Here is an 11,265-nt window from a genome sequence, read left to right on the forward strand (position 1 = left end):
GATTGACCGCACCACCCTCGAACACCCTGGCCGCACCCTGCGTCAAACTCACCAACCCCGACGCGATCGCAGCCAGCTGATCAGCCCGATCAGCCGGAAAACCCGACGAAGCCGCCAACGGCAACCCATCGGACGAGACGACCACCGCGTGCGCGACCCCCGGAACGGTACTGACGAAGTCGGTGATTAACCAATCCACCCCGCGTGCCGCGTGGCTCAGGTCGTTCATACGCTCTCCTCCGCCGGTCGCATGAACGACAGTCGGCTGTGCTCGACTGGCCGCTCGCTTCGCTCGCTCATGCGCCCTCATCCCTACTGTTGTTCATCGGGCCGGACGAGTACGTCCTGCCCTCGCTGATGTCGTCGCGTGCGGCTCTGAAGCCCTGCTGGAAGCTGGACAACCTGCTGCGCACCCGGTCGGGCGAGACCGCCGGCATGGGGGCGACGCCCTTCGGTGCCGAGACGGTGTCGGCCGAGCCGGGCACCAGGTTGGCCTTGGGCACCCGCTTGGGCAGCCCGGCCGCGGTCGCGCCGTCACGTACCGGCTCCACCACGGCCTCCGCGGCGCTCCAGCCGGCGTCGGCCTTGGCCGAGCCCCAGGTGGCGCCGCCCTCGACGCCGTGGTCGAACCAGGCCGACTCGACCGAGGCGAAGATCGGCAGGTACTCGTCGCCGGCCGAAGCCGGCTTCACCACCGGGATCGGGCCCGTCGCGGCGGACTCCGTCTCCGGGTAGTCGTAGCGCTGGGCCATGGACGCCGGCTGCTCGCGCGACCACGGGCGGGCCTCCTCGGGCCGGGAGCCGCGCTGGGGCAGCGCCGTCTCCCCCGTCGCGGGTCCGCGAGAGGACACCCACACGTCGGAGGAGGAGTCCGAGGAGTCGGAGGACATCCAGCCGCCTGCCTCGGCGGGCCAGGCGGGCGTCGACGGCCAGGAGCCGTTCTGCGGGACCGGCTCCGACGGGTAGGACGGGTAGGACGGATGCCCGGGGCCGAGCTGGTAGGACGAGGCCGGCCACGGGCTGGCCGCCACCGGCTGCGGCGTGTTGAACGCCTCCTCGCGGGAGGGTCCGGCGGGAGCGCCGGTCGCGGCGGGCGTGGAGCCCGCGTATGACGGGGCCTGCGCGCCGAGCAGCGACTCGGGGATGAGGACCATGGCGGTCAGGCCGCCCGAGCCGTGCGGGCGCAGCTGCACCCGGATGCCGTGGCGGTGGGCCAGCCTGGCGACCACGAACAGGCCCATGCGGCGCGAGACGGAGACGTCCACGGTGGGCGCGTCCATCAGCCGCTCGTTGGCCTGCACCAGCTCCTCGCCGGTCATGCCGATGCCGGAGTCGCTGATGGAGAGCATGATGCCGCCGCCGTCGATCCGGCTGCCGGAGACGGGTACGCGGGTCTCGCGGGGCGAGAACGACAGCGCGTTCTCGATCAGCTCGGCGAGCAGGTGGATGATGTCGTTGACGGCCTGTCCGGCGATGGAGACGCCTTCGGGCACCTCCAGGACGACCCGCTCGTAGTTCTCGACCTCCGAGAGCGAGGCACGTGCCACGTCCACCAGCTTGACCGGCTGGCTCCACCGGCGCGGCGGATCCTGACCCGCCAGCACCAGCAGGTTCTCACTGTTACGCCGCATACGCGTGGCCAGATGGTCCAGCTTGAACAGGTTCCCGAGCCGCTGCTCGTCCTGCTCGCCCTGCTCCAGCCCGTCGATCAAGGTGATCTGCCGCTCAACCAGCGTCTGACTACGCCGCGACAGGTTCACGAACATCGCGTTCACATTGCTGCGCAGCCGCGACTCCTCACCCGCCAGCCGCACCGCCTCACGGTGCACCTCGTCGAACGCCCGCGCCACTTCACCGATCTCGTCCTTGGAGGAGATCTCGATCGGCGGCACCCGTAGCTGCTCGGGGTTGACATCGCTGTTGCGCAACTGGCGGACGAGCTCCGGCAGGGTCTGGCCGGCGACCTTCAGCGCGTCACCGCGCAGGCGGCGCAGCGGCCGTACGAGCGAGCCGGCCATGAGGGCGGTGATCGCGAGGACCAGGACCAGCAGCACGACCACGAGGCCGATGTTGATGGCGGCCAGTTGCCGTTCGCCGCTGGCGACGTCGGCACTGCGGGTGGCCACCTGCTCCGACAGCGACTTCTGCACCTGGTGGAACCGGTCGACGGTCTCGCTGATGGACTCGAACCAGAGGTCGGTGTCCTTCCTGGTGGAAGGGTCGAGCCTGAGCAGCGACTGCCCGCCGTTCTGGAGCAGCACGGCCCTGGTGATGTAGAGCTCGGCGCGGCCGATCTTGACGCTGGCGACGGTGTTGTCGAAGGTCTGGCGCTGGGCGGGGGTGGCCACCGCGCGGAACGACGCCCGCTCGCCTTCGCGCCGGGATCGGGCGTCGAGGAAGGCGTCGAACTCGGGCTCTTCGAAAGAGCCTCGCACCAGCGCGATCGTCAGCAGGGCCCGCTGCTTGGAGGCTTGCTCCTCGGCGCGGGCGATGGCCCGCAGCGCGGCGGAGGTGGAGATGAGCGCCTCGTCCGTGGAGCCCTGGCCGAGCTCGTCGTAGAGCTGGAGCATGTCGGCGACGGTCTCGGAGTACTTCTCCATCGTCGGCAGCGGCGGGAGCTGCGACTTGCTGGCGGTTTCGCGCAGCGACGGGAGCTGGTTGAGCCGGGTCCTGATGCGGTCGAGGTTCCTGCGGCCGAGGTCGGACAGCGACGGCTCGGCCGTCTTCGCGACCGCCAAGGTGCGCTTGACGCTGGCGTCCACGATCTCCTGCTGGCTCTTGAGCCGGCTGGCCTCGATGCTGCGCTTGCCGGAGACGACGAACCGGCTGGCCAGGTCGCGTTCGAGACCGACGTCGCGGGAAAGCTCTCCGAGCTGGGTGATCAGCGAGCCGACCTCGCTGATGTGCTGGTATTCCTGCGCGCTGCTGATCGAGGTGGTGACGCGCAGCGCGCCAAGGATCACGCCCACGATGGTGGGGATGGCGATGAGAGCGATGAGGCGGGTACGTACACGCCAGTTGCGCAGCGCGAGCGGGCTACCCGACCTGGGCGACTGCGCCTCCGGCAGCTCACCGCCCACAGACTGTTCCGGAACGTCCGGAGCCCTACCACGACCGGGGCCGGTCGTTGTTGTCCTCACTGGTGGCAACCTCTCGCCATGGCCTGCTTGTGGGGGGTCTCAGCGGCTTCGTCGCGAGGACGAGTGATCGCAGGCAAGTTTCGAGGCCCAATTTGAGCACAAACCTCATACTTCAGCCAACGTCTCACCAGTTTTCAACCGTTCCAAGTCACACATTGTTCACGTCGCAAGCCCTTGACCACAGAGCGCAACCAACATTTCAATTCGGACATTAGGTCGATAACGGTGATGTATCACTATATTTACATCTATAGAGGTGGACAGTCATATTTAGCAGATAAACTGCATATACGAGGCATAGTGCTGCCGATCGGATCTCCCCTCCGGTACGCTTCACGCCCGGCATCCCGTGCCGATCTCCAGAAGCTTCCCCCCTGGTAGGAGAACCCCCCATGACACGCAAACTGCGCTGTCACGCCATTGTTCTCGGCGTCACAGTCGCTCTCACCCTTGCCGGCTGCGGCGGAGGCAACGAGTCTCCGACGTCCTCAGCCAACAGCAACGGCTTGGAGAAAACCACCATCAAGGTAGGGGCTCTCCCCATTCCCGACCCCGTTTCGCTCTATATCGCCAACGCCAAGGGCTTCTTCAAGGAAGAGGGCCTGACGGTGGAGCCCGTTCCGATCACCGGTGGCGCGGTGGCCGTGCCGATGGTCGAGAGCGGTCAGCTCGACATCTCGCAGACCAACTACGTCTCGACCTTCCTCGCCGTCAGCAACGGCAAGAAGATCAAGCTGGTCGCCGACATGTACCAGGCGGGCCCGAACACCTTCAACATCATGGTCCCCGGCAACTCGCCGGTTAAGACCGTGGCGGACCTGAAGGGCAAGACCGTTCTGGTCAACAACCTGAACAACGTCGCCACGCTGGCGGTGGAGACGCAGCTCAAGGTGGCGGGTCTCACGAAGGCCGACGTCAAGTTCGTCGAGAAGCCGTTCCCCGACATGGGCAACGCCATCAAGAGCGGCCAGGCCGACGCCGGCTGGATCACCGAGCCGTTCATCACGGCCAACCAGAGCGCGAACGGCTTCCGCAAGCTGGCCGACACGATGACCGGCCAGACGGAGGACCTCCCCATCGCCGGCTGGATGGCCAGCGAGGAGTGGTCCGCGAAGTACCCGAAGACGCTGGCCGCCTTCCAGCGCGCGATCTCCAAGGCCCAGCAGCTCGCCTCCTCCGACCGCAAGGAGATCGAGGCCATGCTGCCGACGTACACGAAGATCGACGCCAAGACGGCATCGGTGATCACGCTCGGCACCTACCCGAGTGAGCTGAACGAGAACCGCCTGCAGAAGGTCGCCGACCTGATGCTCGAGTACGGCTACCTCAAGAGCCCGATCGACGTGAAGTCCGTCATCGCGGCGCCGTCAAGCGGATGACCGGTGCACGACTGCTCCGCGGCGCCGCCGGCGCCGCGGGGTTCCTCGTTCTCGGGGAGCTGGTGATCCGGTTCGTCGTCAGCGACGACCTGGACTTCCCCGCCCCCTCGACCATCCTGTACGAAGCCGTCGGCCTGCTGGGCGACACCGAGTTCCTGAGCGGGGTCGGCACCACGCTCACCAACTGGGCGCTCGGCCTGCTGATCGCGATCGCGGTGGCCGTGCCCGCGGGAGTGCTGCTCGGCGCGCTGGCCCCGGTGGAGCGCGCGATCAGGCCGGTGCTGGAGTTCATGCGGCCGATCCCCTCCGTGGCCATCATCCCCCTGGCGATCCTGCTGATCCCGGTGGACGAGCTGATGAAGGTCTCGGTCATCGTGTACGCCTCCATCTGGCCGATCCTCATCAACACCCTCTACGGCATGCACGACGTGGACCCGCTGGCCAAGGAGTCGCTGCGCAGCTTCGGCTTCGGCGGATCGGCCGTGCTCCTCAGGGTGAGCCTGCCCAGCGCCGCCCCGTTCGTCGCGACAGGGGTCAGGATCGCCGCCGGTGTCGCGCTCGTCCTGGCCGTCAGCGCCGAGCTGCTGGCCGGCGGAGTCGCCGGGATCGGCGTCTACGTGAACGTGGCCGGCAGCGGCAACAGGACGGACCTCATCATGGCGGCGACGTTCTGGGCCGGCGTCATCGGCGTGCTGGCGAACCTCCTGCTGATGGCCGGCGAGCGCCGGCTGTTCCACTGGCACCGCATGCGGACGGGGGCGGCCGAGTCGTGAAAGTGATCTCCAGGCTCTGGGTGATCCCGGTCGTGCTGGTCGCCTGGGAGGTCGTCGGCCGGCTGCTGGAGGACCCCGACTTCCCGCCGCCCACGACGATCGTCGTGCGCATGTACGAGCTGTGGTTCTCCGGGCCGATCGCCAGCGTCTTCCTCACCGAGGGCGCGATCGACAATCTCCTGCCGAGCCTCGGCCGCATGTTCTCCGGCTGGATCCTGGCCGCGGTGATCGGCATCTCGCTCGGCGTGCTGCTGGGCCGCTCGCGCTCGGCGACCGACTACGTGGACCCGCTGATCGAGTTCGGCCGGGCCATCCCGCCGCCGCTGCTGGTGCCGCTGTTCGTGGTGCTGTTCCAGGTGGAGCTGACCACGCAGCTCGTCACGATCGTGTTCGGCGTGGTCTGGCCGGTGCTGCTCAACTCGATCGACGGCGTCAGAGCGGTGGACCGCACGTACACCGAGACCGCCACCGTCTTCAACCTGACCAGGCTGCAGCGCCTGCGCGTGGTCGTCCTGCCCGCCGCCTCGCCCAAGATCTTCGCCGGGCTGCGGCTGAGCCTGTCGCTCGCGCTGATCCTCATGGTGATCACCGAGCTGCTCGGCGGTTCCAACGGCATCGGCTACCAGCTGCTGCAGGCCCAGCGCAGCTTCGACGGCGCCGGAGTCTGGGCGGCGATCGCGCTGCTCGGCATCCTCGGCTACGTCGTCAACTCCCTCTTCGTGCTGGCCGAGCGCCGCGTACTCGTCTGGCATCGGCAAGCCACCCGCAATCCGTAGAACCCCTGGAAGGACATATGCCCCATTCCGATGACCTCCTCTGGGGAGCCGTAGGCGACATATCCCGTTTCGCCGCGTTGCTGACCATGGCGGAGCTCGGCGTGGCCGACCACCTGGCCGACGGGCCCCTCGACTCCGCCGAGCTGGCCAGGCGCTGCGGGGCACACGCCCCGTCGCTGCGCCGGGTGCTGCGCGAGCTCGCCAGCCTCGACGTGGTCCGCTCGGCCGGGCCCGACATGTACGACCTGACCGAGCGCGGCACCGCGCTGCGCTCGGACGTGCCCGACTCCATCCGCTCCTCGATCCGCATGCTGGGCGAGGAGGGCTTCTGGTACGCCATGGGCGCGCTGCCCGCCACGGTCCGCGACGGCAGCTCGGCCTTCATCAAGCGCCACGGCCACCTGTACGACCACTTGGCCGCGAACCCGGCGACGAGCAAGATGTTCGACGACTACATGACCGCCAGGGCCATCCCCTTCACGGAGAACCTGGCCAAGCGCTACACATTCCCCGAGAATGCCACCATGGTGGACGTGGCCGGCGGCAAGGGCCACATCCTGGCCACGGTCCTGCACGCCAACCCGAGCATGCGCGGCATCCTGCTCGATCTCGACCACGTGACCGGCCGGGCCAGGGAGACGCTGGCCGCCGAGGGCCTGGCCGACAGATCCGAGGTCGTCTCCGGCGACTTCTTCGCCGGCGTCCCGGCGGGCGCGGACGTCTACCTGCTGGCCAGCGTGCTGCACAACTGGGACGACGACGACGCGCTCAGGATCCTGCGCAACGTCCGCCAGGCCATGGACCCTTCCGGGCGGGTCCTGGTGCTGGAGGTGGCGCTGCCCGACGACGAGGCGCCGCACCTCGGCAAGGACATCGACCTGCGCATGCTGGCCATCTTCAACGGCGGCGCCGAGCGCACCCGCGAGGAGTTCGCGGCGCTGTTCGCCCAGGCTGACCTGGCTCTGAGCGATATCGTCGAGCTCGGCTCGGGTTCGAGCCTCCTGGAGGCCAGACCCCGCTGAGATCCCCCTCCTGCTCCACCTGATCGACGGACATCGAGAAAGGCAGTGAGATGAAGCTGGCCAGGATCGTAGTCGCGGGTATGGCGATCGCCCTCACGCTCAGCGCGTGCGGCGGCGGAGGAGGAGGCGGAGGTGACACGGGCCCGGACAGCGGCGGCACGGCTGCCTCCGGCGGCTTGGAGAAGACCCAGCTCCTGATCGGCGTGGTGCCGGTGCCGTCGTCGTCGTCGCTGTTCATCGCGGAGAAACGCGGTTTCTTCAAGGAGGAGGGCCTGACCGTCAAGACGGAGATCATCCAAGCTCCGCAGGCGGTCATGCCGAAGATCCTCAACGGCAGCATGGACGCGTTCATGACGAGCTACGTGGCGCTGATGACGATCAACGACTCGGGCGCGGCCAAGCTGAAGCTCTTCCAGCACAGCCAGGAGGCCGCCCCCAACGTCGCCGGGGTCGTGGTGGCCAAGGGCTCGCCCATCAAGGCGGCGGCCGACCTCAGGGGCAAGACGATCGCGGTCAACGTGCTGAAGGCGCTCGGGCAGACGCTGACCAACGCCCACCTCCAGGACTCCGGCATCAAGCCGGAGGAGGTCAAGTACGTCCCCGTGCAGTTCGCCGACCAGCTCGCCGCCCTGTCCTCCGGGAAGGTGGACGCGGCCTGGCTGGTCGAGCCGTTCCTGACCGCGGCCAAGAAGAGCGGCGCCACGCAGATCATCGACACCACGGACGGCGTGACGGCCGGGGTGCCGATCGACGGCTGGGGCGTCTCGGAGGACTGGCTGGCCAAGAATCCGAAGACGGCCGCCGCGCTGCACCGGGCGCTGGCCAAGGCCCAGCAGATAGCCAGCGCCGATCGCAAGGCGATCGACGAGGTGGTGCCGACGTACACGCAGATCCCCGCCGACGCGGCGGCGGCCATGACGCTCGGCAAGTTCTCGATGGAGCCCGACAAGGCCGGGGTCCAGAAGCTGGCCGACCTGATGCACGGTTACGGCTACATCAAGACCAAGGTGGACGCGGCCCAGCTCTTCGCGCCGCTGAGCGGATGATCGTTCGCGGCGTGCTCGGGACGCTGGGCATCGCGGGATTCCTGGTCGTCGCCGAGGTGGCGGGACGGGCTGGGGTGCTTCCGGACGTCCTGCCGTACATGTCGGATGTGCTGGTCGCGGCGGCCGGGCTGCCGCTGGAGGCCCAGTTCCGGGCCGACGTGCTGGCCACGCTGGTGGCCTGCCTGAGCGGGCTGGCGATCGCGATCGCGGTCGCCGTGCCCGCCGGGCTGGTGTTCGGGACGGTGCCCTTCCTGGAGCGCTCGGCCCGGCCGCTGGTGGAGTTCCTGCGGCCGATCCCGTCCGTGGCGCTGATCCCGCTGGCCATGTTCCTGTTCCCGGCCAGCGAGGACGCCAAGACGGCGCTGATCGTCTACACCTGCTCCTGGCCGCTGCTGATCAACACGATGTACGGCCTGAGCGACGTCGATCCGCTCGCCAAGGACACGCTGCGGAGCTTCGGCTTCGGCCCGCTGGCCGTGGTGCTGCGGGTCAGCCTGCCGAGCGCGGCGCCGTTCATCGCGACCGGCGTGCGGATCGCCGTCTCCGTCACCCTGATCGTGGCCGTGAGCGTGGAGCTGCTGGCGCCCGGCGGCGGCGGGATCGGCGCGTTCCTGTCCCTGGCCGGCAACGCGAACCGGATCGACCGGATGCTGGCGGCGACCGTGTGGGCCGGGGTGATAGGTCTGGCCGCCAACCTGCTGTTCACGGCCGGCGAGCGGCGGCTGTTCCGCTGGCACCTGACGCGTACCGGGGAGACGGCATGAGCGCGAACGCCACGAGCGCCGTCACGTCCCGGCGCCCGTTCGGGCGGCGGCTGGTGTGGTACTGGCTGCTGCCCGTGGCCGTGCTGGCCTGGGAGCTGGCCACGCGCTCGGCGCAGGCCGCGTACTTCCCGCCGCCGTCGCGGATCGTGGTCCGGCTGCACGAGATGTGGTTCTCGGGGCCGCCGTCGCGGGCGTTCCTGACCGACGAGGCGCTGGCCGACCTGCTGCCGAGCCTGGCCAGGCTGTTCGCGGGGTGGGCGATGGCCTGCGCCGCCGGGGTGCTGGCCGGGGTCGCGCTCGGCCGCTCGCGCGGGCTGTCGGCCCTGGTCGAGCCGCTGCTGCACTTCGGCCGCTCGGTGCCGCCGTCGACGCTGCTGCCGGTGTTCCTGGTGCTGTTCGAGATCGGCACCCCGATGGAGCTGGCCTCGATCGTGTACGGCGTCATCTGGCCCGTACTGATCAACTCCATGGACGGCGCCCGCCACGTCGACCGGCAGTACATCGAGACCGGCACGGTCTACCGGCTGTCCGCCTGGCAGCGGCTCACCAGGATCATCCTGCCCGCCGCCGCCCCGAAGATCTTCGCCGGGCTGCGGCTGAGCGTGTCGCTGGCCCTGATCATGATGGTCATCTCGGAGCTGGTCGGCAGCAGCGAGGGCATCGGGCACCGGATGCTGGAGGCGCAGAGCCAGTTCGACATCCCGGCCATGTGGGCGGGGATCGTGCTGCTCGGGCTGCTCGGCATCGCGCTCAACGGCGCCTTCCTCGGCGTCGAGCGCACCGTGCTGTCCTGGCACCGCGGCGCCAGGAACGGCGGCTGACTCAGCCCACCCGGCGCTCGTCGATCAGGGTCCGCCGCACGCACTCGCCGTCCTTGATCCACTGCCAGACCCTGCTGCGCGACCCGCCGTCGCTGCTCAGCACGATCATCTCGTACAGGCGCAGGTCCTCCTCCTCCGCCTTGTACCGCCAGGACAGGTAGATCGTGGTGTCGTCCAGCTCCCAGAACTCGCCCTGGATCCGCTCGGTGTCGAACCCGCACCGCCCGCCGCCGAGATAGACGCCGGGGAACTCGTGCACCTCGGTGCGCCCGTCGTCCCAGGTGTAGCGGTTGGTCTGGTGGTAGACGGCGTCGTCGGCGATCACGCACGTCATGCTGACGCGGTGCCGGTCGAGCAGGGCGCCGTCGCGGTCGAGGTGCAGATATTCGCCCTCCCACTCGCCTTCGTGGCGGGCCAGCAGCGGCATGTCCGCGCGAAGTCCCATACGGGCTACTCCTTCGTCGGGTGCCACCAGGGATCGGCGGCGTCGGATCGGTTGACCAGGAAGGCCCGGCGGCGCAGGAACCGGGCGATGGAGGCGTCCCCCATGCGGGAGCCGCCGAGCCCGGACCTGCGGAAGGAGTGCTTCTCGCCCTCGTGCACGAGCGCGGTCAGCGAGGCGTCGTTGACGCTAATCGCGCCGGCCCGCAGCCGGGCGGCCACGGCCATGGCCTGCTCCTCCGGGGCGGCGAAGACCGCGGCGGACAGCCCGTAGCGCGAGTCGTCGGCCAGGGCCACCGCCTCGTCCGGCCCGTCCACGGCCATGACGGGCAGCACCGGCCCGAACGTCTCCTCCGTCATGACCAGCATGGAATGGTCGGCGCCGGACAGCACGGTCGGGCGGCACCAGTGGCCGCCGCCGTGCCGCTCGATCGTGCCTCCCGTGTGCACGATCGCTCCCCTGGCCACGGCGTCGGCCAGCTGCGCGGCGATCTTCTCGGCCCCGTCCGGCCGGATGATGGGCCCGATCGGGCCGCCCTCGCAGGTCAGGCCCACCTGCGCGGCCTTGCCCGCGAGCAGCGCGAGGAACTCGTCGTGCGCCTCGCGGGCCACGTAGACGCGCTCGATGGACTGGCACGACTGCCCGGCGTTGGCGGTGCCGCCCCACAGGATCGCCGCGGCCGCCCGGTCGAGGTCGGCCCCGGCCAGCACGATCGCCGGATCCTTGCCGCCCAGCTCCAGGAACGCCGGCACGAACACGCGCGCCGCGGCCCGCGCCACCGCCTGCCCCGTCTCGACGCTACCGGTGAAGACCACGGCGTCCACCAGGTCCACCAGCGCCGCGCCGGTCCGCCCGTCACCCTCGACGACCTGGAGCGGCAGCCCGTCGGGGACCAGCCGCATGAGCGGCTCGATGAACCTCGGCGTCACCTCGCTCGGCTTGACCAGCACCGCGCAGCCGGCGGCCAGCGCGGGCACCGCGTCGATGAGGCCGAGCAGCAGCGGGAAGTTGTACGGGCTGATCACCCCCACCAGCTCGTACGGCACCGCGTCGCCGCCCACGAAGACGCCGGGCAGGGAGGCGGGGCGCTCGGCCGGGGGCG

11 protein-coding genes are annotated in these 11,265 nt (G+C 69.5%); 7 read left to right on the forward strand and 4 right to left on the reverse strand.

What is annotated here, in order from left to right; all coding sequences use genetic code 11:
• Positions 1 to 229 (reverse strand): roadblock/LC7 domain-containing protein (locus ETD85_RS54490; protein ID WP_138697727.1); only part of this gene is annotated, 229 nt, incomplete at its 3' end.
• A gap of 67 nt (positions 230 to 296) precedes the next feature.
• Positions 297 to 3,080 (reverse strand): sensor histidine kinase, encoded by a 2,784-nt coding sequence (locus ETD85_RS54495; RefSeq protein WP_170247356.1) that lies wholly within the window; start codon positions 3,078 to 3,080, stop codon positions 297 to 299.
• 566 nt (positions 3,081 to 3,646) lie between these two features.
• Here ETD85_RS54495 and ETD85_RS54500 point away from each other — a divergent pair.
• The 7 genes from ETD85_RS54500 to ETD85_RS54530 all read left to right on the forward strand — a co-directional run bounded on the left by ETD85_RS54500 (position 3,647) and on the right by ETD85_RS54530 (position 9,721).
• The gene (locus ETD85_RS54500; protein WP_138697729.1) at positions 3,647 to 4,519 is read left to right on the forward strand and encodes an ABC transporter substrate-binding protein; all 873 of its coding nucleotides are present in this window, start codon (positions 3,647 to 3,649) and stop codon (positions 4,517 to 4,519) included.
• Positions 4,516 to 5,292, forward strand: coding sequence for an ABC transporter permease (locus ETD85_RS54505; protein WP_138697730.1), 777 nt, complete (start codon positions 4,516 to 4,518; stop codon positions 5,290 to 5,292). Before ETD85_RS54500 ends, ETD85_RS54505 begins: the two co-directional genes overlap by 4 nt.
• Entirely contained in the window at positions 5,289 to 6,068 is a 780-nt protein-coding gene (locus ETD85_RS54510) for an ABC transporter permease (RefSeq protein WP_138697731.1), read from the forward strand. The genes ETD85_RS54505 and ETD85_RS54510 overlap by 4 nt, the downstream gene beginning before the upstream one ends.
• Positions 6,069 to 6,085: 17 nt before the next feature.
• Complete coding sequence (locus ETD85_RS54515) at positions 6,086 to 7,090, forward strand: methyltransferase (protein WP_138697732.1); 1,005 nt, start codon at positions 6,086 to 6,088, stop codon at positions 7,088 to 7,090.
• A gap of 80 nt (positions 7,091 to 7,170) precedes the next feature.
• Positions 7,171 to 8,136 (forward strand): ABC transporter substrate-binding protein, encoded by a 966-nt coding sequence (locus ETD85_RS54520; protein ID WP_138697733.1) that lies wholly within the window; start codon positions 7,171 to 7,173, stop codon positions 8,134 to 8,136.
• Positions 8,133 to 8,900 carry an ABC transporter permease gene (locus ETD85_RS54525; RefSeq protein ID WP_138697734.1) on the forward strand — a complete coding sequence of 256 codons (768 nt, stop codon included), beginning with the start codon at positions 8,133 to 8,135 and terminating at the stop codon, positions 8,898 to 8,900. Before ETD85_RS54520 ends, ETD85_RS54525 begins: the two co-directional genes overlap by 4 nt.
• Complete coding sequence (locus ETD85_RS54530) at positions 8,897 to 9,721, forward strand: ABC transporter permease (protein WP_138697735.1); 825 nt, start codon at positions 8,897 to 8,899, stop codon at positions 9,719 to 9,721. The genes ETD85_RS54525 and ETD85_RS54530 overlap by 4 nt, the downstream gene beginning before the upstream one ends.
• Position 9,722: 1 nt before the next feature.
• On the opposite strand, the gene ETD85_RS54535 is transcribed toward ETD85_RS54530, so the two are convergent.
• Together ETD85_RS54535 and ETD85_RS54540 are read right to left on the reverse strand one after the other, a co-directional pair.
• Positions 9,723 to 10,166: a DUF3598 domain-containing protein gene (locus ETD85_RS54535; protein WP_138697736.1), complete on the reverse strand. Its 444-nt coding sequence runs from the start codon at positions 10,164 to 10,166 to the stop codon at positions 9,723 to 9,725.
• Positions 10,167 to 10,171: 5 nt separating this feature from the next.
• Positions 10,172 to 11,265: aldehyde dehydrogenase family protein (locus ETD85_RS54540; protein ID WP_138697737.1), on the reverse strand; the 1,094-nt coding region annotated here is incomplete at its 5' end.

It is taken from the genome of Nonomuraea zeae, from assembly GCF_005889725.1.
GTDB lineage: Bacteria > Actinomycetota > Actinomycetes > Streptosporangiales > Streptosporangiaceae > Nonomuraea > Nonomuraea zeae.

What these genes read in the sequence shown, in the direction of transcription:
- ETD85_RS54505 (WP_138697730.1), top strand. Translation starts at nt 4,516, where the DNA reads ATGACCGGTGCACGACTGCTCCGCGGCGCCGCCGGCGCCGCGGGGTTC.
- ETD85_RS54515 (WP_138697732.1), top strand. Translation starts at nt 6,086, where the DNA reads ATGCCCCATTCCGATGACCTCCTCTGGGGAGCCGTAGGCGACATATCC.
- ETD85_RS54520 (WP_138697733.1), top strand. Translation starts at nt 7,171, where the DNA reads ATGGCGATCGCCCTCACGCTCAGCGCGTGCGGCGGCGGAGGAGGAGGC.
- ETD85_RS54525 (WP_138697734.1), top strand. Translation starts at nt 8,133, where the DNA reads ATGATCGTTCGCGGCGTGCTCGGGACGCTGGGCATCGCGGGATTCCTG.
- ETD85_RS54530 (WP_138697735.1), top strand. Translation starts at nt 8,897, where the DNA reads ATGAGCGCGAACGCCACGAGCGCCGTCACGTCCCGGCGCCCGTTCGGG.
- ETD85_RS54535 (WP_138697736.1), bottom strand. Translation starts at nt 10,166, where the DNA reads ATGGGACTTCGCGCGGACATGCCGCTGCTGGCCCGCCACGAAGGCGAG.